The 21,943-nt window shown below is 74.4% G+C and carries 15 protein-coding genes and 1 pseudogene; 9 read left to right on the top strand and 7 right to left on the bottom strand.

Annotation, left to right across the window (positions count from 1 at the left end; translation table 11 throughout):
- Positions 1 to 54: 54 nt before the first annotated feature.
- Positions 55 to 978, top strand: a complete 924-nt coding sequence (locus ACIP2X_RS02745; protein WP_401668810.1) for a YbhN family protein — start codon at positions 55 to 57, stop codon at positions 976 to 978.
- 66 nt (positions 979 to 1,044) lie between these two features.
- The gene (locus tag ACIP2X_RS02740) at positions 1,045 to 1,809 is read left to right on the top strand and encodes a crotonase/enoyl-CoA hydratase family protein (RefSeq protein ID WP_401666569.1); all 765 of its coding nucleotides are present in this window, start codon (positions 1,045 to 1,047) and stop codon (positions 1,807 to 1,809) included.
- Between the two features lie 401 nt (positions 1,810 to 2,210).
- Here the strand turns inward: ACIP2X_RS02740 and ACIP2X_RS02735 are convergent.
- The 3 genes and pseudogenes from ACIP2X_RS02735 to ACIP2X_RS02725 form a co-directional block, all read right to left on the bottom strand.
- Positions 2,211 to 3,155: pseudogene (locus tag ACIP2X_RS02735) on the bottom strand (NAD(P)/FAD-dependent oxidoreductase); the annotation flags it as partial.
- Complete coding sequence (locus ACIP2X_RS02730) at positions 3,152 to 4,528, bottom strand: FAD-dependent oxidoreductase (protein ID WP_401666566.1); 1,377 nt, start codon at positions 4,526 to 4,528, stop codon at positions 3,152 to 3,154. The gene ACIP2X_RS02730 and the pseudogene ACIP2X_RS02735, both read right to left, overlap by 4 nt.
- On the bottom strand, positions 4,525 to 5,964 hold the full coding sequence (locus tag ACIP2X_RS02725) for an FGGY family carbohydrate kinase (RefSeq protein ID WP_401666564.1): 1,440 nt from the start codon (positions 5,962 to 5,964) through the stop codon (positions 4,525 to 4,527). Before ACIP2X_RS02725 ends, ACIP2X_RS02730 begins: the two co-directional genes overlap by 4 nt.
- Positions 5,965 to 6,237: 273 nt before the next feature.
- Here ACIP2X_RS02725 and ACIP2X_RS02720 point away from each other — a divergent pair, with 273 nt between their 5' ends.
- The 6 genes from ACIP2X_RS02720 (at position 6,238) to ACIP2X_RS02695 (ending at position 14,681) form a co-directional block, all read left to right on the top strand.
- Positions 6,238 to 7,221, top strand: coding sequence for a hypothetical protein (locus ACIP2X_RS02720; protein ID WP_401668807.1), 984 nt, complete (start codon positions 6,238 to 6,240; stop codon positions 7,219 to 7,221).
- Between the two features lie 26 nt (positions 7,222 to 7,247).
- Entirely contained in the window at positions 7,248 to 8,759 is a 1,512-nt protein-coding gene (locus ACIP2X_RS02715) for an amino acid permease (protein WP_401666561.1), read from the top strand.
- Positions 8,760 to 8,937: 178 nt separating this feature from the next.
- Positions 8,938 to 10,032 carry a mechanosensitive ion channel family protein gene (locus tag ACIP2X_RS02710; RefSeq protein ID WP_401666559.1) on the top strand — a complete coding sequence of 365 codons (1,095 nt, stop codon included), beginning with the start codon at positions 8,938 to 8,940 and terminating at the stop codon, positions 10,030 to 10,032.
- 214 nt (positions 10,033 to 10,246) lie between these two features.
- Positions 10,247 to 12,466 carry an NADP-dependent isocitrate dehydrogenase gene (locus ACIP2X_RS02705; RefSeq protein WP_401666557.1) on the top strand — a complete coding sequence of 740 codons (2,220 nt, stop codon included), beginning with the start codon at positions 10,247 to 10,249 and terminating at the stop codon, positions 12,464 to 12,466.
- 133 nt (positions 12,467 to 12,599) lie between these two features.
- Positions 12,600 to 13,400 carry an N-formylglutamate amidohydrolase gene (locus ACIP2X_RS02700; RefSeq protein WP_401666555.1) on the top strand — a complete coding sequence of 267 codons (801 nt, stop codon included), beginning with the start codon at positions 12,600 to 12,602 and terminating at the stop codon, positions 13,398 to 13,400.
- Positions 13,401 to 13,457: 57 nt separating this feature from the next.
- On the top strand, positions 13,458 to 14,681 hold the full coding sequence (locus tag ACIP2X_RS02695) for a cytochrome P450 (RefSeq protein ID WP_401666552.1): 1,224 nt from the start codon (positions 13,458 to 13,460) through the stop codon (positions 14,679 to 14,681).
- Between the two features lie 57 nt (positions 14,682 to 14,738).
- Here ACIP2X_RS02695 and ACIP2X_RS02690 read toward each other — a convergent pair whose 3' ends face one another.
- From ACIP2X_RS02690 to ACIP2X_RS02680, 3 genes are read right to left on the bottom strand one after another with little or no spacing between them, the layout of a single operon-like run.
- Positions 14,739 to 15,236: a hypothetical protein gene (locus tag ACIP2X_RS02690; RefSeq protein WP_401666550.1), complete on the bottom strand. Its 498-nt coding sequence runs from the start codon at positions 15,234 to 15,236 to the stop codon at positions 14,739 to 14,741.
- Positions 15,233 to 15,808, bottom strand: a complete 576-nt coding sequence (locus ACIP2X_RS02685) for an RNA polymerase sigma factor (RefSeq protein WP_401666547.1) — start codon at positions 15,806 to 15,808, stop codon at positions 15,233 to 15,235. The genes ACIP2X_RS02690 and ACIP2X_RS02685 overlap by 4 nt, the downstream gene beginning before the upstream one ends.
- 59 nt (positions 15,809 to 15,867) lie before the next feature.
- Positions 15,868 to 17,298, bottom strand: coding sequence for a S8/S53 family peptidase (locus tag ACIP2X_RS02680; RefSeq protein ID WP_401666545.1), 1,431 nt, complete (start codon positions 17,296 to 17,298; stop codon positions 15,868 to 15,870).
- A gap of 110 nt (positions 17,299 to 17,408) precedes the next feature.
- Here ACIP2X_RS02680 and ACIP2X_RS02675 point away from each other — a divergent pair, with 110 nt between their 5' ends.
- A complete protein-coding gene (locus ACIP2X_RS02675) occupies positions 17,409 to 20,012 on the top strand; it encodes a CHAT domain-containing protein (RefSeq protein WP_401666542.1) in 2,604 nt (867 codons plus the stop codon).
- A 41-nt stretch (positions 20,013 to 20,053) separates the two neighbouring features.
- On the opposite strand, the gene ACIP2X_RS02670 is transcribed toward ACIP2X_RS02675, so the two are convergent.
- Positions 20,054 to 21,859 (bottom strand): LuxR C-terminal-related transcriptional regulator, encoded by a 1,806-nt coding sequence (locus tag ACIP2X_RS02670; RefSeq protein WP_401666540.1) that lies wholly within the window; start codon positions 21,857 to 21,859, stop codon positions 20,054 to 20,056.
- Between the last annotated feature and the right edge of the window lie 84 nt (positions 21,860 to 21,943).

Here is a 21,943-nt window from a genome sequence, read left to right as displayed (position 1 = left end):
TCTCGAAGTGTGACAACGGCAGAACGGCAACCCTCGCGGCGGCGCCCCCGGCGCATCCCTTACCGGCTCGTCCTGGGCCTGATCCCGCTCGCCTTCGTGGCGTACCTCGCGGTGCGGCACCGCGACGTGCTCGCCGAGGGCTTCCATCATCTGGCGACGGCCAAGTGGCCCTGGCTGCTGGCCGCGGGCGGTGCCACCTGCCTGACCTGGGTCGCCATGGCGGTGACCCGGCAGGGCGCGGTCGTCGAGCGGCTGCCGGGGTTCCGGCTGCTCGCCACGCAGGTCGCGGCGATGGCCGCCAACCACATGCTGCCGACGGGGCTGGGCTCCAGCGCGGTCAATCTGCGGTTCATGACGGTGTGCGGGCTGCCGCTGGCCCGCTCCTCGGCCGCGGTCGCGCTCTATCTGCTCGCCGAGAGCATCGCCCGGGTCGGGATGCTGGCCGTGCTGCTGATCGCCTTCCCCGGCGCGCTGCGGCTCGGCACGCTGCTGCCGGAGAACGTGGCCGGCCCGCTGCTGTTCGTGCTGGGCGCGGTCGCCGTGGTGGCGGCGGCGGTGCTGCTTCTCGTGGGGCGGCTGCGCAGGGCCGTGTTCTCGTTCGTACGCACGGCGCTGGGTGAGGCCCGCTCGGTGCACACCCGCCCGTCGCGGGCGCTGGCGCTGTGGGGCGGTTCCCTGGCGTTCCCCGCGTTGCAGGCGGCCGGGCTGGTCGCGGTGGGGCTGGCGCTGGGGCTGGAGATACCGCTGTGGCACATCGTCGTCGCGTATCTGGCCGCGACGGTCGCCGTCGCCGTGGTGCCCACGCCGGGCGGGCTCGGCTCGGTCGAGGCGGCGCTGATCGTGGCGCTCGTCGCGGCGGGCAGCCCGGCCGCGGTGGCGACGGCGGTGGTCCTGGCGTACCGCGTGATCACGGTGTGGCTGCCGCTGCTGCCGGGGGCGCTGACGCTGGGCGCGCTGGTACGGCTGAAGGTGATCTGAGGCCGGTCCTGGCCGGTAGCGTGCTGACCTTCGACGACACGGAGCCGCAACGAAGGGGGCGCCACCATGCCGGTACGCGTCGAGCGCCAGGGGCACGTCACGACGGTCATCCTCTCCCGCCCCGAGGCCCGCAACGCCGTGGACGGCCCCATGGCAGCCGAACTCGCGCTCGCCTTTCGTGAGTTCGAGGCGGACGACGAGGCGCGGGTGGCGGTGCTGTGGGGTGAGGGCGGCACGTTCTGCGCGGGGGCGGACCTGAAGGCGATCGGCACCGAGCGCGGCAACCGGGTCGCCGAAGACGGTGACGGGCCCATGGGACCGACCCGGATGCGGCTGACCAAGCCGGTCGTCGCGGCCGTGGCGGGGCACGCGGTCGCGGGCGGCCTGGAGCTGGCGCTCTGGTGCGATCTGCGGGTCGCCGAGGAGGACGCCGTGTTCGGGGTGTTCTGCCGCCGGTGGGGCGTCCCGCTGATCGACGGCGGCACGGTGCGGCTGCCCCGGCTGATCGGCACGGGCCGCGCCCTGGACATGATCCTCACCGGCCGGCCGGTGCCGGCCCGCGAGGCCTACGACATCGGGCTCGCCAACCGCGTGGTGCCGAACGGCCGGGCCCGCGCCGAGGCCGAGGAACTGGCCGCCGCAATCGCCCGCTTCCCGCAGGCCTGCCTCCGCGCCGACCGCGCCTCCGTGTGGGAGCAGGACGGCCTCGACGAACCGGAGGCGATCCGCGGGGAGCTCCGGCACGGCATGGGCGTGCTGTCGGCAGCCCTGGAGGGCGCGTCCCGCTTCACGGCGGGAGCCGGACGACACGGCTCGTTCACGACCGACTGACTCCGAGATCCACGCGCCCCGCCGCGGCCCGCCCGCCACGGCCCGCCCACCATGCATGGGCCGACGCCCGCCTGCCCCGCACCGACCCGGACAACACCTCCCCAACGGCACGTGACCCGCTCACCGACGAACTGGATGGACGTCTGCCCCGCCCCCGCGCCCGGATCGCCCCCAGGGCGCCAGGGCAGTCCGCCAGCGGATCGGCCCGACGGCCGCCTGCCCTCGCACCCGGCCCGGACAACAACGCCCCGGCCCGAACGGCACGTGCCGCCCCGCCGACGCACGAGACCGACGTCGCTCCGCCCCCCGGATCGGGTCCGCGCGTCGGCGGGCGGGCCGCAGGGTGTCGGGGGCCGCACGGGCTGCGCGAGGTGGCACCGGGCCGGTCACGGGGCGGTGCGGGCCAGGGCGGTGAGGACGGCGGTGGCCGCGTGGGTGCCCTCGTGGGCCACGGCCGGCGCGCGTCGCACGGCGTGCACGGCGTTGCCGACGGCGAACACACCGGGGCGCGAGGTGCGCCGGTCGCCGTCGACGGCGGGGCCGCGCGTGGCGGGGTCCAGGACGATGCCGCCGCGCCGGGCGAGCTCGTTGTCGGGGACGAAGTCGCCGGTGAACACCACGGTGTCGCAGGCCACGACCGTCGTACGGCCGTCGCGGTGGCGGACGCGGACGCCGGACAGGCGGCCGTGGCCGAGGACTTCGGTGACGCTCGTGCCGGTGAGCAGCGGGACGCCCCCGCGCAGCCGGGTGTCGAGGGCGCGGACGCGCGAGGTGGGTGCGGCCGGCAGGTCGGTGACCATCGCGACCACGCGTGCGCCGGCCGCCCGTACGGTCGCGGCGGCCGCGTAGGAGACGTCCTCCGCGCCGACGACCACGGCCCGGGTGCCGATCCGCTGGCCGTAGAGGTGGACCGCCTGCTGGAGTTCGCCCGTGGTCCAGACGCCGGCCGGGCGGGTGCCGGGCACCAGGCGCGCGGCGCGGGGGCGTTCGCGGGCACCGGTGGCCAGCACGATCGCGCGCGCGGCGATCTCCTCGGGGCCGTGCGGGCCGACCGTCGCGAGAGTCCGCGGTCCCGCCCAGTCCAGCGCGCTGACACCGGTGCGCACGACCGCTCCGGCGCGTACGGCGGCGGCGGTGAGCAGCCGTGCGTAACGGGGGCCGGTCAGGGGACGCAGCCAGGTACCGAAGCCGCCGTGCGCGCAGTGCCGCGGCACCCCGCCCGCCGCGCGTTCCCGGTCGAGCACCTCCACCCGGCCGGCCCCGGCGGCGGCCAGCCGCGCGGCGGTGGCGAGCCCGGCGGGGCCCGCGCCGACCACCAGTACGTCGACCTGGCGCGGCCCGGTCATGACCGGCCCTGTTCGAACAGCTGCCGTACCGCCGCGCCGCAGTGGAAGCCCTGGCAGCGGCCGGCCCGGGCGCGGGTGCGGCGGCGCAGTCCGTCGAGGCTGCGCGGCGGGATCGTGCTGGTGAGGGCGTCGCGGATCTCGCCCTGCGAGACCCGCTCGCAGTGGCAGACGAGGGTGCCGTACTGGGGGTCGGCCGCGATGAGTTCGGGGCGCTGGTAGGGACGTGGGAAGGCCTCGCCGAGGTTCGGCATGCGCACCGGCTCCAGCTCCCGGGCCGGGCCCGGGTCGAGCCCGGCCTCCGTGAGCAGGCCGGTGACATGGGCCGCGATCGCGAGGGACGCCGTCAGGCCGGTGGAGCGGATGCCGCCGACGGTGACGTACGCCTGGCCGGGGTGGGCGCGGACGCGGTAGTCGTCCTGCCCGGTGGCGGCGCGCAGGCCGGCGTAGACGGCGGTGACCTCCTCGTCGAGCAGTGCGGGGAGGATGCGGCGGCCGTGGGCGCGCAGGGCGGCGAGTCCGTCGGCGGTGGTGCCGGTGGCCTGTTTGTCGTCCAGGTCCTCGGCGGTGGGGCCGAGCAGGACGTTGCCGTGGACGGTGGGGGCGACGAGAACGCCCTTGCCGAGCGCGGTGGGGACGGGCAGCAGGATGTGGCGGACCAGGGCGCGGGCGAACGTGTCGAAGACGATGAGCTGGCCGCGGCGCGGGATGACCGTGAAGTCGTGGTGCCCGAGCCGGGCGTCGAGCGTGTCGGCGTGCAGTCCGGCCGCGTTCACCAGCCAGCGGGCCCGCAGGGTGCCCGCCCCGGTCTCCAGCACATGGACGCCGTCGTGCCGGCCGACCGCCTCCACCCGGGTGTCGAGGTGCAGTTCGACTCCGTGCCGGACGGCCTGGGTGGCGTACGCCAGGGTCGTCGTCCAGGGGCAGATGACGGACTCGCCGGGTACGTGCAGGGCGCCGAGCGCGCCGGGGCCCAGGTGGGGTTCGCGCTCGTACAGTTCGGCGGGGCCGAGTTCTCGGGTGGTGCGGTGGCCGTTGGCCTCGGCCTTGGCGGCGAGGTCCGGCAGGGCGGCGAGCTGTTCCTCGTCCCAGGCGACGAGCAGGGCGCCGACGGGTTCGACGGGGATGCCGGACTCTGCGGCGTAGGCGGCGAGCAGCCGGGCGCCCTCGCGCACCAGCCGCGCCTCCAGCGTGCCGGGCACCGCGTCGAAACCGGTGTGCAGGATCGCGGTGTTGGCCTTGGAGCTGCCCTGGCCGACGTCGTCCTGGGCCTCGACGAGGGCGACGCGCAGCCGGGGGTGGCGGGCGAGTTCGCGGGCGATCGCGCTGCCGACGACACCGGCGCCGACGACCGCCACGTCGTACACCGGGGTCATGCGGGCGCCCCGTCGAGGAGGGCGGCGACGGCACGGCGGAAGGCGGCGAGGCGTTCGGCGGCCTCGTCGGCGCCGATGCGGGGCTCGTGAACGGCGGCGGGCTTCCAGTCGGGCAGGGCGTCCGCCACGGTCAGTCCCGCCTCCGCGCCCAGCCGGGCGAGCGCGCCGACGCCGAGGGCGGTCGCGTCGGGCAGCGCGGACACCTCCACAGGACGTTGCAGCAGGTCGGCCTGGGTCTGCATGAGGAGCGCAGAGCGGGTCAGACCGCCGTCGACGCGCAGCGTCCCGAGCGGCGCGCCGAGGTCCTGCTCCGCCGCGTCGGTGAGGGCGACGACCTGGGCGGCGATGCCCTCGCACAGGGCGCGGACCAGATGGCCGGGTCCGGTGTCGAGGCCGAGTCCGGTGAGCGAGCCGCGCAGGTCGCCGCGCCACCAGGGGGCGGCGAGCCCGGCGAGGGCGGGCACGAAGGTGACCCCGCCGCTGTCGGGGACCGTGGCGCCGACGGAGTCGAGGTCGGCGGCGCCCTTCAGCACGCCGAGGTCGGTGAGCCAGCGGACGGCGGAGGCGGCGGTGTAGACCTGCCCGTCGAGGCAGTAGCCGGTGTCCGCGGCGAGCCGCCAGGCCACGCAGCTGACCAGGCCGGAGCCGCCGCGCCGGGGGGTGTCGCCGGTGTGCGCGAGGAGGAACGCGCCGGTGCCGTAGGTGCACTTGGCGCCGCCCGGTCCCGTGATGTGCTGGGCGAGCAGCGCGGCCTGCTGGTCGACGGCCAGGCCGGTGAGCGGGATCTCGGGGCCGAAGGCGGTGGTGGTGCCGACGTGGCCGGCGTTGTCGACGACCTCGGGGAGCCGTTCGCCGGACAGGCCGTACACGTCCAGGGCGCGCGGTGACCACCGGGCGTGGTCGAGGTCGAGCAGCTGGGTGCGGCCGGCGGTGGCGGCGTCCGTGACGAAGGCACCGGTGAGGCGGTGCACGAGCCAGGCGTCGCTGGTGGTGACGACGCCCTCGCGGGTGAGGTGCCGTCGTATCCAGGCCATCTTCGGGGCGGCGAAGTACGGGTCGAGCGGCAGGCCGGTGAGGTGCCTCAGCTCCTCGCCGTGCGGCGCGAGTTCGGCGCAGACGGTGTCGGCCCGGCGATCCTGCCAGACGAGCGCGTCGGTCAGCGGGCGGCCGGTCGCCGGATCCCAGGCGAGCACGGTCTCGCCCTGGTTGGCCAGGCCCAGGGCGACGACGGGTTCGCCGGCCTCGGCGAGGGCGCGCCGGCCGGCCTCGATCACCGAGTCGTACAGCTCGGCGGGGTCGACCTCGACCAGGCCGCCGGGCAGCGGGCGGGGGCGCACGGCGGCGAACCCGGCGCCGAGGAGGCCGCGTTCGGGGCAGATCACCAGGGCCTTGGTGCCGGACGTGCCCTGGTCGACGGCGAGCACCGGACCTGTCATCGAGCCCCCTCCGGCTCCTCAGGCGATCACGGTGCGACAGCCTGCCGTCGGCCGCGGCGTCGCGTCAAGCGCACCTGACGGCCAGTCAGCTCACATGGTGAACAGGTGACACGAGGAAGCCGGGGTGGATCGGCGATCCGTGCCGAGATGCGGAAGCTCCGCCTCTATAGTGACGGCCGACCGGACGTGACCTTGTCAACCGTCGCTCGGGGGAGCCCTGTTGTTACTCCAGCCCGCCGTTCCCGTCCACCCGCACCAGGGGACGGGCGGATGATGGCCAGAGACGGAGCACGACCCGCCTACGACCCCGCGGGACCCGACACCGCGCTGCGCACGGTCCTCCAGGAGGTGCGCACGGGACGCTGGATGTCGATGCGCACCCTGCTCGCCGAGACCTCCTCGTGGTGGCAGTGGACGCAGCGCACGCAGGTCCTCGCGGCGGCGGCCGCGGGCACCGACGTGGTGCGGGCCTGGCTCACCGAGGAACCGGACAGCGTCCCGGCCGTGGTGATGCGGGCCCGGGTGGCGGTGGAGCGCGCGCTGCGGGCCGCCCGCGGGGACCATCGCCGCACCCAGGAACTGTGGCACGAGGCCTGGCGGGCGGCCGGCGCCGCGGCCCGCGCGAGCCCGCACGACCCGGTGCCCTGGGTGTGCCTGCTGGCGCTGGCCCGGCTGGACGGGGAGCAGCGCTGGGACGAGCACCGGGTCGCCGCACCGGAGCCGATGCTGCCGCCGGGGCCGTGGGGGCTGCTCACGGAGGCCGGCAAGCGCGATCCGTACAACCGCGAGGCCCACCACCGCATGCTCCAGTTCCTGTTCGGGCGGGCCGCCACCGGGCGGCTCGCGGAGGCCGTCGGTTTCGCCCAGTGGGCGGCCGACGGGGCGCCGCCGGGCTCGGCGCTGCACGTCCTGCCGCTGTACGTGCGGGTCGAGCGCTACCGGCGGGCGGGCGGCAACGACGCCGCCCTCGATCTGCACTGGGTCGCCGAGGACGCGACCCGGGAGGCCCGCCGGGCGTTCCACTCCTGGTTCGAGCTCACCACCGTCGCCGAGCGCACCGCGCTCGACCTGAACCACCTCGCCCACGCGCTGTGGGGTGCCCTCCAGTTCCCGGAGGCGGCCCGGGTGTTCGACGCGATCGGCCCGTACTACGCGCCCCTGCCCTGGGCCCACCGCACGACGGACCCGTCCGACCACGCCGGCGCCGTGGAGGTCTTCCTCCAGGCCCGCAGCCGCTCGACGGCCCATCGCCCCTGATCACCCTCTCCCCTCGAAGGATGCGCATGTCCAGCAACGCCCTTCCGCCGCAGGACGAGGAACAGCGCCTGCGCGAACTCGGCTACAAGCCCGTCCTCGCCCGCCGTATGGGGGGTTTCGGCAACTTCGCGATCAGCTTCTCGGTGATCTCGATCCTGTCCGGCTGCATGACCCTGTACGGCTTCGGCATGGGCGCGGGCGGTCCCGCGGTGATGCTGTGGGGCTGGGCCGGGGTCGGCCTGTTCGTGCTGTGCGTGGGCCTCGCGCTGGCGGAGGTGACGAGCGCGTATCCCACCTCCGGCGCCCTCTACTACATGGCCGACCGGCTCGGCGGCCGGCGCTGGGGCTGGTACACGGGCTGGCTGAATCTGCTCGGCCTGCTCGGCGCGATCGCCGGCATCGACTACGGGGCCGCGCTGTTCACCGGCGCCTTCCTGAACCTCCAGTGGGGATTCACGCCCACGCCGGAGAAGACGATGCTGATCTTCGTGGTGATCCTGCTGCTGCACGCCACGCTGAACCTGTTCGGCGTCCGTCTGGTCAGCGTGCTCAACTCGATCAGCGTGTGGTGGCACCTCGCCGGAGTCGCGCTCATCGTCGGCGCGTTGGCGATCGTCCCCGACGAACACCGGTCGCCGTCCTTCGTCTTCACCGAGTTCGTCAACGAGACCGGCTGGGAGAACCCGGTCTACGTCGCCGCGATCGGCCTGCTGCTCGCGCAGTACACGTTCTCCGGCTACGACGCCTCCGCGCACCTGTCCGAGGAGACCTCCAACGCCTCGGTGTCGGCGGCACGCGGCATCGTCCGGGCCATCTGGGTGTCCTGGATCGCCGGCTTCGTGCTGCTGGCCGGGCTGACGTTCGCCATCCAGGACTACGCCGCGACCCGGGACAGCGAGACCGGGGTGCCGCCCGCCCAGATCCTGCTCGACGGCCTCGGCACGGACGGCGCCAGCGCGCTGCTGCTGGTCGTGATCGTCGCCCAGCTGTTCTGCGGCAACGCGGAGGTCGCCGCGGCCAGCCGGATGGTGTTCGCGTTCAGCCGTGACGGGGCGCTGCCCGGCTCGGCGCTGTGGCGCAAGGTCAGCAACCGCACCCGGACCCCGGTGGCCGCCGTGTGGCTGGCGGTGGGCGTCGCCTGCCTGCTCGCCCTGCCCTCCCTCTACTCGGCGACGGCCTACGGCGCGGTCACCGCCATCAACGTCATCGGGATCACGCCCGCCTACGTCATCCCGGTGTACCTCCGGCTGCGCGCCGGGGACCGGTTCGAGCCCGGGCCCTGGAACCTCGGCCGGTGGAGCAGGCCGATCGGCTGGATCGCGGTCGTGTGGGTGGCCTGCGTCACCGTGCTGTTCTGCCTGCCGCAGTCCTCGCCGGTGACGGTCGACACGATGAACTACGCGTCCCTCGCCCTCGTCGTCGTACTCGTCCTCGCCACCGCGTGGTGGTACGTCGCCCGCCGTTCGTACGGGACCCCGAGCACCGCGGCCTACGGATCGGACCGTGAACAGGCGGAAATGGCCGAGGGCATCATCTGAGCCGCGGGGCCCGGCCGCCGCTCCGGGTACGAACTGGCGTGCCGGATACGGCAGGATGAGCGGGCGCGCCACCCCGTCGCAGGGGAGGGCGCGCTCGCACATCCCGTCTTCGAGCAGGTGACTACGTGACGCGACCTCACATCCGGTATGCCGCCCCTCGTTTCCCCGGAGGTGACCGATGACCCGGGCGCTGACCATGCACGACCTGATGCTCGCCGGCATCGCCCTCGTGGCCGGCCTGCTGGGGGCGTTCCTGCTGCGCATGCTGCTGCGCTGGCTTGGCAAGCACGCGCTGCGGACCCGCTGGGGCGGCGACGACGTCATCGTGGACGCCCTGCGGACCGTGGTGCCGTGGGGAGCCGTCGTCGGCGGCGCGGCGGTGGCCGGAGGGGTGCTGCCGCTGACGCGGACGGTCCAGCACCACGTCAACCAGTCGCTGACGGTGCTGTTCATCCTCGTCGTGTCGGTCTCCGCGGCACGGGCGGTCGCCGCCCTGGTGCGTTCGGTCGCCCAGTCCCGTTCCGGGGTCGCCGCCTCGGCGTCGATCTTCGTGAACATCACCCGGGTCGTGGTGCTGGCGATCGGCTTCCTGGTGATGCTCCAGACGCTGGGCATCTCCATAGCGCCGCTGCTGACCGCCCTGGGCGTCGGCGGCCTGGCCGTCGCGCTGGCCCTCCAGGACACCCTCGCGAACCTCTTCGCGGGCATCCACATCCTCGCCTCGAAGACCGTCCAGCCCGGCGACTACATCCGGCTGAGCAGCGGCGAGGAGGGCTACGTCACGGACATCAACTGGCGGCAGACCACCATCCGCAACCTCTCCAACAACCTGGTCATCATCCCCAACGGGCAGCTCGCGGGGACGAACATGACCAACTACAACCGGCCCGAGGAGCAGCTGACGATCCTCCTCCAGGCGGGCGTGGCGTACGACAGCGATCTGGAGCAGGTCGAGCGGGTGACCATGGAGGTCATCGCCGAGGTGATGAACGAGATCGACGGCGCGGTCCCGGAGCACGAGCCGGCGGTCCGCTTCCACACCTTCGGCGACTCCCGGATCGGGTTCACGATCATCCTGGGCGTCGGCGAGTTCAGCGACCAGTACCGGATCAAGCACGAGTTCATCAAGCGGCTGCACGAGCGGTACCGGGCCGAGGGCATCCGCATTCCGGTCCCCGCGCGCAGGGTGTTGCTGGAGCCGGGCCCGGGGGCCATACCGCAGCAGCGGGGTCTCGTGGAGACGGAAGACGTGGCGGGCCTGCGCCTCGACTGAGCGGGGCCGGCCAACAGGTGGCCGGGCGTGCTCGGCACGCCCGGTGACCTGCCCCTTCTCACCGGGTGGGGCCGCCTTGCGCAGGGTTGATCAGCCACCGGGTCGGCGGGCGGGGAGCCCGATGCCCGCCATCACGCGGACCCCTGTCGAACGGGGCCCCGGCACGAGATATCTTGATGTCGAGCAATGTTGCAGACGTGGAGCGGAGCACCCGGTGACTGACTCGACCATCATCTATACGCACACTGACGAGGCCCCCGCCCTGGCGACGTATTCCTTCCTGCCGGTGGTCCGGGCCTACGCCTCGCAGGCGGGTGTCGCCGTGGAGACGCGGGACATCTCGCTGGCCGGCCGCATCATCGCCGTGTTCCCGGAGTACCTCACCGAGGACCAGCGCATCCCGGACGCCCTGTCCGAGCTGGGCGAGCTGGCCAAGACGCCCGCGGCCAACATCATCAAGCTGCCGAACATCTCGGCGTCCATCCCGCAGCTGAAGGCCGCGGTCGCCGAGCTCCAGGGCCAGGGCTACGCGCTGCCGGACTACCCGGACGACCCGAAGACCGACGAGGAGCGCGAGATCCGCGCCCGCTACGACAAGATCAAGGGCTCCGCGGTCAACCCGGTCCTGCGCGAGGGCAACTCCGACCGTCGCGCCCCCGCCTCGGTCAAGAACTACGCCAAGACCCACCCGCACCGCATGGGCGCCTGGACCGGCGAGTCCAAGACGAACGTGGCGACCATGGGCGTGGACGACTTCCGCTCCACCGAGAAGTCCGTCGTCATCCCCGAGGACGGCACCCTGCGGATCGAGCTCAAGGGCGACGACGGCTCCACCACCGTCCTGCGCGAGTCCGTGCCGGTCCTCGCCGGCGAGGTCGTCGACGCCTCCGTGATGCGCGTCGGCGCGCTGCGCGAGTTCCTGACCGCGCAGGTCGCCCGGGCGAAGGCGGAGGGCGTGCTGTTCTCCGTGCACCTGAAGGCCACGATGATGAAGGTCTCCGACCCGATCATCTTCGGTCACGTGGTGCGCGCCTTCTTCCCGAAGACCTTCGCCCAGTTCGGGGACAAGCTCGCCGCGGCCGGCCTCACCCCGAACGACGGTCTCGGCGGCATCTACAAGGGCCTGGAGGCCCTGCCCGAGGGCGCCGAGATCAAGGCGTCCTTCGACGCCGAGCTCGCCGAGGGCCCGGCGCTGGCGATGGTCGACTCCGACAAGGGCATCACCAACCTGCACGTGCCGTCCGACGTCATCGTCGACGCGTCCATGCCGGCCATGATCCGCACCTCCGGCCACATGTGGGGCCCGGACGGCCAGGAGGCCGACACCCTCGCGGTGCTCCCGGACTCCTCGTACTCCGGCGTCTACCAGGCCGTGATCGACGACTGCCGCGCCCACGGCGCCTACGACCCGTCGACGATGGGCTCGGTCCCGAACGTCGGCCTCATGGCGCAGAAGGCCGAGGAGTACGGCAGCCACGACAAGACCTTCGAGATCCCCACCACCGGCACGGTCCGCCTGGTCGACGCGGCCGGCAACGCCGTGATCGAGCAGACCGTCTCGGCCGGTGACATCTTCCGCGCCTGCCAGACCAAGGACGCGCCGATCAAGGACTGGGTGAAGCTCGCCGTCACCCGTGCCCGCGCCACCGGCGACCCGGCGGTGTTCTGGCTGGACGCCACCCGCGCCCACGACGCCAACCTCATCGAGAAGGTCGACGCGTACCTGGCCGAGCACGACACCGAGGGCCTCGACATCCGCGTCCTGGCCCCCGTCGAGGCCACCAAGCTGTCGGTGGAGCGCATCCGCCGGGGCGAGAACACCATCTCGGTCACCGGCAACGTGCTGCGCGACTACCTCACCGACCTGTTCCCGATCCTGGAGCTGGGCACCAGCGCCAAGATGCTGTCGGTCGTCCCGCTGATGGCGGGCGGCGGCCTGTTCGAGACGGGCGCCGGCGGCTCCGCGCCGAAGCACGTCCAGCAGCTGGTCAAGGAGAACTACCTGCGCTGGGACTCGCTCGGCGAGTTCTTCGCGCTGGTCCCGTCCCTGGAGCAGTACGCGAAGGTCACCGGCAACGCCCGCGCCCAGGTCCTCGCGGACACCCTGGACCGGGCCACGGCGACCTTCCTCAACGAGGACAAGTCCCCGACCCGTCGCGTCGGAGGAATCGACAACCGCGGCAGCCACTTCTACCTGTCCCTGTACTGGGCGCAGGAGCTGGCGAGGCAGACCGACGACGCCGAGCTGGCGAAGGCCTTCGCGCCGCTCGCCGAGACGCTCACCGCGAACGAGCAGAAGATCGTGGACGAGCTGATCGCCGCGCAGGGCAAGCCCGCCGAGATCGGCGGCTACTACCAGCCCGACCCGGCCAAGGCCGCGACGGTCATGCGGCCGTCCGCCACCTGGAACGAGGTGCTCGGCTCCCTGAGCTGACGCCCCGGCCCCCAGGGCCACCCGTCCGCGTCCTCGCCCCGACCGGTGCACCGTCCGGCCGGGGCGAGGACGCGTCCGGGGCGATGTGGCACCGTGGTCGTGCCCTGTGCCGCCGACCGTCCCGGAGCCGCCCGTGACCAGCCCCCCGCCGTCGTCCCACGCGCTGCTGCCCGGGGCCGGTGACTCACCCGTGATCCTGCATGTGCCGCACTCCGCACGCGCGATACCCCAGGAGGTACGGGAGGGGATCGTGCTGGACGACGGGGCGCTGGAGCGGGAGCTGGACCACATCACGGACGCGCACACCGAGCGCCTCGCGCGGGAGGCGGCCGGCTCCGCCCGGGTCAGGCCCTGGTGCTTCGTCAATCGGCTGTCCCGGCTGGTCGTGGACCCGGAACGCTTTCCGGACGAGCGCGAGGAGATGCTCTCCGTCGGGATGGGCGCCGTGTACACGAGGACCACGCACCAGGTCGCGCTGCGGGACGCGGGCTTCGACGCCGGGCCGCTCGTCGAGCGGTTCTTCCGCCCCTATGCGCGGGCGATGACCGAGGCCGTCGCCGGGCGGCTGGCCGCGACCGGACGGGCCGTGATCATCGACGTGCACTCGTATCCGAGCGTGCGGCTGCCCTACGAGCTCCACGGGGAGGGACCGCGGCCCGCCGTCTGTCTGGGCACCGATTCCTTCCACACGCCGCCGGCACTGCTCGCCGCGGCCCGGGAGGCGTTCGCCGAGGCCGGGGAGGTCGGGCTCGACTCCCCCTTCAGCGGGACGTACGTGCCCCTCGGACACCACGGGAGCGAGCCTCGGGTGTCCGCCCTGATGGTCGAGATCCGCCGCGACACCTACATGACCGAGCCCGGCGGCCCGGCGGGGCCCGGGCTGCCCCGGCTCGCCGCGGCGCTGGCAGGCCTGGTGGACGGCCTGTCCCCCTGACCACCCGATGGGGTGCCCCGGCGCGACAGCCGGGCACCCGGCGGTGACGGTGGGGGCATGACGGAGCAGACCACCACGGCGGCCGGGCGGCCACGGCCCCCGGTCCGTGCCTGGCCGACGCCCGACCTGGACGGCCTGCGGTTCGACCCGGTGCTGGAAAACCTCATGGCCGAGGGCCCCCTGACCCGTGTCCGGCTGCCGTACGGCGAGGGATGGGCCTGGCTGGCGACCCGCCACGAGGACGTGAAGGCGATCACCAACGACCCGCGCTTCAGCCGCGCCGAGCTGACCCGGCGCGAGGTCACCCGGATGGCCCCGCACTTCGCGCCCCGGCCCGGTTCCCTGGCCTTCGCCGACCAGCCCGACCACCACCGGCTGCGCACGGCGGTCGCGGGCGCCTTCACCGTCGCCGCGATGCGGCGACTGCGGCCGCGCGCTCAGCGGCTCCTCGACGAACTGGTGGACGACGTCGTACGCGAGGGGCCCCCGGCCGATCTGGTCGGGCGGGTACTCGAACCGTTCCCGATCGCCGTGATCAGCGAGGTGATGGGGGTCCCCGCCGAGGACCGGGAGCGGGTGCACGCATGGACCCGGCAGATCATCTCCACCTCGGGCGGCGCCGAGGCCGCGGAACGGGCCAAGCAGGGGCTGTACGGGTGGATCACCGAGGCCGTCCGCGCCCGCGGCGACAGCGCCGGGCAGGACGTGTACTCCCTGATCGCCGCCGCCGTGGCCCGCGGGCAGGTCCGGGAGGCGGAGGCGGTCGGGCTCGCCGGACCGCTCCAGATCGGCGGCGAGGCCGTCACCCACAACTGCGGCCAGATCCTATACGTGCTGCTGACCCGCCCCGACCTCATGCGGCGGATGCGGGAGCGCCCCGAGGCCCGTGGCCCGCTCCTGGACGAGTTGCTGCGCTACGTCCCGCACCGCAGTTCCGTGGGCCTGGCCCGGATCGCCCTGGAGGACGTCGTACTGCACGGCACGCTGATCCGGGCAGGGGAAGCGGTCCACGTCTCCTATCTGGCCGCCAACCGCGACCCGGACGTCTTCGCCGACCCGCACCGCGTCGACGCCGCCCGCGAGCCCAACCCCCATCTGTCCTTCGGCAACGGGCCGCACCACTGCACCGGCGCCGCGCTCGCCCGCACGCAGACCGAACTGCTCCTCGCCACCCTGCTTCAGCGGCTGCCCGGGCTGCGGCTCGCCGTCCCCGCCGACCACGTCTCGTGGCGACGCGGGACCATGATCCGGGGCCCACTGGACCTGCCCTGCACCTGGTGAGGAGCAGGGCGGACCGGGGACCCGGATCCGGTGCCAGGGCCTGTTGTGGAAGTGGCCCTAGGCGCGCAGCCACTCCGTGACGACGACGTCCTCGCCCGCCCGCAACCGCAGCGCGAACGGGCCGGAAGGCGGCACGTCGCCGGCGAAGCGGCCCATCGCGTCGGCGGTCAGGGTGTCCGGCGCGGCCGGCTGCGGGCCGCCCAGCACCTCGATCCTGGCCGGCTGCGGCGGCAGTACCTGCCCCATCAGGCCGTGGGAGGTCACCTCGACGTCGACGGTCAGGTCACCGCTGCGGAAGGTCAGCATCCGCGGCGCGTCCGTCACCCCCCGCACGGGAATGGCGTCGACCAGCGAGTCGAAGGTCAGCTCGGCCAGCCGGGCGTCCATGTCGTGCAGCGCGAAGGCTTCCACGGCGATCCGGCGCAGCTCGGCCGGCACCGGGTCCAGGACGGCCGCGGCTCCCCTGAGCTCCTCCTCCAGCGAGCCGCAGTCGAACTCGTCGTCGTTCAGGTCGCCTTCGATCTCGTCGAAGTCGTTCTCGTCGCTGGTGTTCACAATGCTCCCCGTGCGTCGAGTCGGGCCCGCAGCCGGCGCAGACAGCGCTGGCGCAGCGGCCCGATGCTGCCCACCGCGATGCCCAGGGCGGCGGACACCTCCTGGTAGCTGGGCGGCGGCGAGGCCATGAGGACGCGCAGCAACTGCCGGCAGCGCTCCCCCAGTTCCTCGAACTCCTGCCACAGCCGCCGGACGCGCTCGCTCTGGGCGGCCGCCTCCTCCGAGTCGATCACCGTCTGCTCGGGTGTGCGGTCCTCGCTGACCCGGTCCAGCAGTTGCGGATCGTCGGTCGGTGTCATCCGGCGCAGGCTCTTGAGCACCTTCAGGCTCTCGTGGCGCGCGGTGCTCGCGAGCCACGCTCCCGCCTTCTGCGGTTCCCGGATGCGGCCCAGGTGCTGGGCGAAGCGGAACCAGACGGTCTGGTAGACCTCGTGGGCGTCGGCGTCGGAGAGCCGGTGGGCGCGCACCACCGACCACACCAGCGGGCTCAGCCCCTCCACCAGCGCTTTCCATGCCGCCGCGTCGCCGTCGACGGCGGACTGGACGAGCGCGCCGACATCTGCACGGTCCACGGCCCCACCCCTCGTGTACGGCATGTCATCGTACGCCGTGGCGGGGACCGTCAGGACACTCACGCTCCGGGGCCGGCGGTCCCGACCGGCCCGGGGCGCCAGGTCGGCGGGAGCAGGGCAGGCACGACGGCGCCGCGCACCTCCGCGAACTCGGTGTTGGCGGCGAGCAGTTGCTGCCGGGCGGCCCGCGGGTCGGTCTCCTTGTGCGCCACCATGTGCGAGGCGACGAGGCCGGCCACCACGGGGGTGGCGAAGGAGGTTCCGCTCCAGTTCGCGAGCCCCTCGAACATCACCCGGTCCGGATCGCCCGGTTCGCTCTGCGCGTCGCTGAGCACGCCGGTGTGCCGGGGGGACTGGCAGGTGCAGGCGTAACCGAAGCCGTAGCGGCAGGACTCGTACGTGGAGTGCTGGTAGATGTACGGGACGGGCTCGGTGAAGCCGGTCAGGGCGCTCGTGAGGCGCTCGCCGGGGGCGTAGACCTTCACCCAGCCGCCGTGGTTGCTGAAGCAGGCGCCGAACTCGCCGTCGCTGCGCAGCGCGCCGACCGACAGCACGGAACTCGCGTACTCCGGCAGGTCGGCGTAGGCGGCGGGCCAGAACGGGGTGGCGCTGCCGTTGTTGCCGGCGGCGGCGACGAGCAGGGTGCGCCGGGAACGCAGTTCCTCCATGAACGCCTGCACCCCGAGCAGTCCGTCGGTGCGGCCGTTGGAGGTGCCCGCGGAGAGGCTGATGATGTCGGGCCAGCCGTCGTCGACGGCCTCGAAGAGCTTGTCCCCGAACTCAGACTCCAGGATGGCGCCCGCGTCGTTCAGGCTGTTGCGCACGGTGAGTTCGGTGTTCGGCGCGACGGCGGCGACGAGGCCGCCGATGAACGTGCCGTGCCCGACGTACTGCCGGAGCACGCCGTCGTCGTCGCACTCCTGGATCTGGTGGTCGCCCTGGGCGCGGGCCAGCAGGGGGTAGGAGCGGTGGTCCCGCATCAGTCCGGTGTCGATCACCAGCACGCCGACGGCGGTGTCCGGGTCGTAGAGGCCCTCCGCGGGCGCGGGGTTGGGCTGCTCGGTGGGCTGGGCGGGCACGGGCTCGTCGCCGGGACAGGCGTTCACCGCGATGTGCACCACGTGGTTGCGGCTGACCAGTCTGCGTCCCGCGCGCCCCTCCGCGGTGCGCAGCGCGCGCAGGGCGCTCGCGACCTCACGGTCCGCGCCGCGGTCGCCCTGTCCGGGGTCGCCGACCTGGATACGGGTGATTCCGGAGCGGTTGGTCTCGGGCCCCGCCCGCCGCACGCTCTCCCCGACGAGGCCGGCGGTCTCGGTGAAGTGGGCGCGCACGACGTCCTCGACCACACGGGCCTCCTCGCCGTCCCTGGCGAGCACGACCCCCTTCTCGTACATGAACTCGGCGGAGTCGTCCGGGCCCATCGCCAGGGGGACGTCCGGCATCGAGCGCTGGATATGGTCGAACTGCTCGTGGAATCGCTGTGGTGCCATGGCGTGTCCTCCCACTGGGGCGTTGCGTCGACAACTAGAGCGGACCGGCCGCTGATTGATACAGAGACAAACCCGTGTGGCATGGTTCCGCGGCCACTACCATCCGAGGGGTGACAGCGGGAAGCGACACGGTTCTCGAACTGCTGCCGATGGTGTTCGCCGCTCCGAACGACGCGCTGGCGGGTGCGGAACGGGTGCTCGGCACCGATCCGTCGCCGTTGCACGCCTCCGTCGCCCATCAGGTGATCGGTATCTGGCAGCGGGACTTCGGCGATCTGCGGATCGCCCTGGACCATCTGCGCCGGGCCCGCGATCTGGCGGCGCGCGCGGAGTCGGCCGAGCGGGAGGCGGACGTCCTCGGCACGCTCGGCGTGGCGCTGGTGCACGCGGGCCGCACCCGGCAGGGGCTCGCCGCGTTCGAGCGGGGCGTGCTGCGCGGTTCGGGGCACACGCGCGCGCGGGTGCTGTACCGGCGGGCCTACGTGTGGTGGGTGCTGGGCCATCACCGGGAGGCGCTGGAGGACGTACGCCGGGCGATTCCCGTGCTGCGGCAGGCGCAGGACGTGATCTGGACGGCGCGGGCGCTGACGCTGCGGGCGACCGTGCACCTGGCGCTGGGCTCGGTGGAGCGCGCCGACGCCGACTTCACGGCCGCCGAGCGGCTGTGGGACACCACGGGCCAGGAACACGACAAGGCCGACGCGGTGGAGAGCCGCGGCCTGGCCGCGTTCCGCTCCGGTGACATCCCGGCGGCGCTGCGGCTGCTGGACGAGGCGCAGGAGCGGTACGCGAAGCTCGGCACGCCCTCCTTCATGCTCGACATCCGGCGCTGCGAGGTGCTGATGGCGGCCGGGCTGGCCAAGGAGGCGCTGACCGAGGCGGACGCGGCGATAGGGGTGCTGGACGGCATCGGCGGCCAGTCGACCCGCAAGGCCGAGCTGCTGCTGGTCGCCGCCCGCGCGGCCCGGCTGGCCGGTGATCCGCACACGGCGATCGCGCGCGCGGCGCTGGCCGTGCGGCTGTTCGCGGCGCAGCGGCGCACCTGGTGGGAGACGCACGCCCGGCTGGTGCTGATCGAGGCCCGGGTGGCCGCCGGCCGCCGTTCGGGCCGGCTGGTCGCGGACGCCGCGGCGGTGGCCGACCGGCTGGCCGCGTTCGGGGCGCCGGCCGCGCCGGAGGCCTCGCTGCTCGCGGGCCGGATCGCGCTGGGCCTGGGCTGGCGCACGGACGCGGAACGGCATCTCGCGGTCGCCGCGCGCAGCAGGCACACGGGGCCGTCGCACGCGCGGATGACCGGCTGGGCGGCGCAGGCCCTGCGCGCGCGGGCCGCCGGTTCGAGCCGCGGGGTGCTGGAGGCCTGCCGCCGGGGGCTCGACGTGCTGGACGACCACCGGATGACGCTCGGCGCCTCGGAGTTGCGGGCGCGCGCCACCGAGCAGGGCGCGGAGCTGGCCGCGCTCGCGCAGCAGGCGAGCCTCGCCGCCGGGGGCCCGCGACGGCTGCTGATGTGGAGCGAGCGGTGGCGGGCGACGGTGCTGTCCGCGCCGCCCACCCGGCCGCCCGCCGACCCCGCGCTGGTGCGCTCGCTGACCGCGTTCCGGGAGATCGCCGCGCGCGCCGAGGCGGCCCGCATGGAGGGCCGGCCGGTGCCGGCGCTGGAGCGTGAGCAGCGGCGCCTGGAGCGGGAGGTCCGCTCGCGCACCCTGCACATGCGGGGCGACTCGCCCGGCGACGGGGACCGGTTCGACGTGGGCCGCCTGCTGGCACGGCTGGGCGGCACACGGCTGGTGGAACTCGCCGTGCTCGACGGGCGCGTGCAGGTGCTGCTGTGCGGTCAGGGACGGGTGCGGCGGTTCGAGGCGGGCTTGCTCACGGAGGCGGAGGCCGAGGCCGAGTACGTACAGGCCGGGCTGCGGCGCCTGGCCCACCCCGGCGCGGAGGGGCGGCTGCCGGTCGTGGAGGCGGCGGGACGGCGGCTGGAGGAACTGCTGCTCGGGCCGGCCGTCGCGCACCTGGGGCCCGGGCCCGTCGTGGTCGTGCCGCCCGCCCGGCTGCACCGGGTGCCGTGGGCGCTGCTGCCGTCGCTGCGGGAGCGGGTGGTCAGCGTGTCGCCGTCGGCCGGCAGCTGGCTGCGGGCCCTGGAGACGGAACCACCGCCGGGTGGGCGGCACGTGCTGGTCCGCGGACCGGGGCTGGCGACGGGGGGCGCGGAGGTGCCCGAGGTCGCCGACCGGTACGGCAGGCCGACCGTCCTGGAGCACGACGAGGCGCGCGTCCCGCGGGTGCTGGAGGAGCTCGACGGGGCGGCGCTCGCGCATATCGCCGCGCACGGCACCTTCCGCGCGGACAGCCCGCTGTTCTCCGCGCTGCGGATGGCGGACGGGCCGCTTATCGTGCACGACTTCGAACGCCTGGACCGCAGTCCGTACCGCATCATCCTCTCCAGCTGCGACACCGCCCGCCTCGCGTCGGTCGGCGCGGACGAACTGCTGGGCCTGGTCACCGCGTTGCTCCCGCTGGGCACGGCGGGCGTCGTCGCGAGCAGCGCGCCCGTCAACGACGCCGCCGTCGTCCCCCTGATGCTCGCCCTGCACAAGGGGCTCGCCACCGGCCTCACCCTGGCCGAGGCCCTTCGCGACGCCCGCGCCGCGCTGCCGGACGACGCGGTCCACCGGGCGACGGGGTGGGCGTTCACGGCGTTCGGCGCGGCCTGACGGGTCCGCGCGACCACGACTGCCTGATCCCGACGGCTGCCCTACGCCGGCTGCGCGTCGGGCAGTTCCACCAGGCAGGGAAGGGCGGCCCGGTCACCGGTGCCGAGGCGGACGTAGGCGCTGTAGAGGTGGTTGCCGACCGTGCGGACGGAGAGGGTGAGCTGTTCGGCGATCTCGCGGTTGCTGAGGCCGGCCGCCGCGAGGGTGACGATCTGCCGTTGCCTGGCGGTGAGTTCACCGAGCGCGAGGCCGGACAGGGCAGGGGTGCGCGCTCCCTGGCAGCGCCGGGACAGGGCCACGGCGCGGGTGCGTGAGGTGCGGGCGGCGCGCGGGTCGCGGTGCGCGCGGACCGCCTGGGCGTGCGCCTCGGCGGCGAACAGCAGGAACCCCCGCTCCTCCAGGCCCGCGGCAACGCGGTCCAGCGCCGGCCCGTCGCCCCGGGCGAGCGCGTCGGCGTGCTCGGCGAAGACTCCCCGAAGCCGGCCCGCGCCGCGCTCCGGCGCTCCGAGACGTACGGCGTCGTAGGCGCTGTCCGCCTCGGCCGCGGCCAGCGCCCGGTCGAGGTCGCCGCGCGCCGCCGCCGTCCACACCGCCACGGCTCCGCTCAGCCCGGTCTCCGCCGCGACGGGTACCTCGCCCGACTGGGCGGTGGCGAGGGCGAGTTCGGCGCGGCAGGAGACGTCGTCCGCAGCGCCGCGCAGCCCCTCCCTGGCCCACGCCCCGGCTTCCCGCAGCCGGCCGCGCAACCGTGCCAGCCGCGCCCGCAGCGCGGCGTACCCGGCCGGCACCGGAAGGCCCTCGGCCACCAGCCACTCCCCCACGGCCGTGACGGGTCGCCGTACGTCGGACTGCTCGACGTGGCGCATGAGCGCGGCCTGTTCCGCGGCGAGGGCGGCGTCGCAGCGGTCCGGGGCGCCCGCCAGCCGCCGGGTGCGCAGCCTGCCCGCGACGGCGCGCAGGGCGGGACCGAGCAGCGGGTGGGCCGGCCGGACGGCGCCCTCGTCGTCGATGCGGACCAGGCCGTCGTGTTCGAGCCGTTCGAGGATGCCGAGGTCCAGGCCGTCCATGGGCAGCGCGAGGGGTTCGGCGAAGGCGAGGCGGTCGAGGGTCTCGCGCTCGTCGGGTGCCGTGCGGTCCAGGGCGGGGGCGATCCGGCCGAGGACCGTCGCGGGGACCGGCACCGGTCCGCGCCATTCCCGCTCGTCCGTGCCCTCGACGCGGCCGAGGTGGCCGCCGTCGCGCAGCGCGCCGACCAGGTCGCGCAGCAGCCGCAGGTCGCCCTGGCACAGGTGGCGCAGGCGGTTCGCGGTGAGCGGCTCCAGCGGGGCGCCCGCGCTCGCGGTGATCAGGTGTGCGCTCTCCTCGGCGGGCAGCGGTTCCAGGGGGAGCCGGGGCAGCAGTTCACCGGTCCACAGCCGGGAGACCGCGGCGGGCAGGGGCGCGCCGTCGTCGGCGACGACCAGCAGGCGGGTGCGGCCGTGCAGGGCGAGCTGGTGGAGCAGCGCGGCGGAGGCGTCGTCGAGCAGGTGGGCGTCGTCGACCAGCAACAGCCGGGTGCCGGAGAGCAGTTGCACCGCCCGGTGCAGGGTGGCCTCCTCGGGCAGCAGGGGGGCGAACGCGGCGAAGGGGATGTCCCGGGTCTCGGGTGTCCCGGCGGCCCTCGCGCAGTCGGCGCCCCGGACCGCCTCGGTGGCCAGGCGGGTCTTGCCGCACCCGGCGGGGCCGGTCACGACGATGCCGGGCCGGCCGGCGGTCAGCGAGCGGCGCACGAGTTCCAGCTCGTCCTCCCGCCCGGTGAACGGCCAGGGCAACTCCAGGGTCCTCGCGTCCTGTTCGTAAGTCGTCACATGAGCATGAGCGCCCCTACTCAGTCCTGATACAGGGCGACTTGAGTAGCCCCCGACTCAGGCGCCCCGGGCAGGTCCGGCGGC

The organism is Streptomyces sp. NPDC089424, from assembly GCF_044749345.1.
In the GTDB taxonomy this organism is placed as follows: domain Bacteria; phylum Actinomycetota; class Actinomycetes; order Streptomycetales; family Streptomycetaceae; genus Streptomyces.
The sequence above is the reverse complement of the archived record's forward strand: the minus strand, read 5'-3'. Positions and strand labels throughout refer to the sequence as shown.

Coding starts and splice junctions, on each gene's coding strand:
- ACIP2X_RS02740 (WP_401666569.1), top strand. CDS start 1,045: ATGCCGGTACGCGTCGAGCGCCAGGGGCACGTCACGACGGTCATCCTC.
- ACIP2X_RS02730 (WP_401666566.1), bottom strand. CDS start 4,528: ATGACCCCGGTGTACGACGTGGCGGTCGTCGGCGCCGGTGTCGTCGGC.
- ACIP2X_RS02725 (WP_401666564.1), bottom strand. CDS start 5,964: ATGACAGGTCCGGTGCTCGCCGTCGACCAGGGCACGTCCGGCACCAAG.
- ACIP2X_RS02720 (WP_401668807.1), top strand. CDS start 6,238: ATGGCCAGAGACGGAGCACGACCCGCCTACGACCCCGCGGGACCCGAC.
- ACIP2X_RS02715 (WP_401666561.1), top strand. CDS start 7,248: ATGTCCAGCAACGCCCTTCCGCCGCAGGACGAGGAACAGCGCCTGCGC.
- ACIP2X_RS02710 (WP_401666559.1), top strand. CDS start 8,938: ATGACCCGGGCGCTGACCATGCACGACCTGATGCTCGCCGGCATCGCC.
- ACIP2X_RS02695 (WP_401666552.1), top strand. CDS start 13,458: ATGACGGAGCAGACCACCACGGCGGCCGGGCGGCCACGGCCCCCGGTC.
- ACIP2X_RS02680 (WP_401666545.1), bottom strand. CDS start 17,298: ATGGCACCACAGCGATTCCACGAGCAGTTCGACCATATCCAGCGCTCG.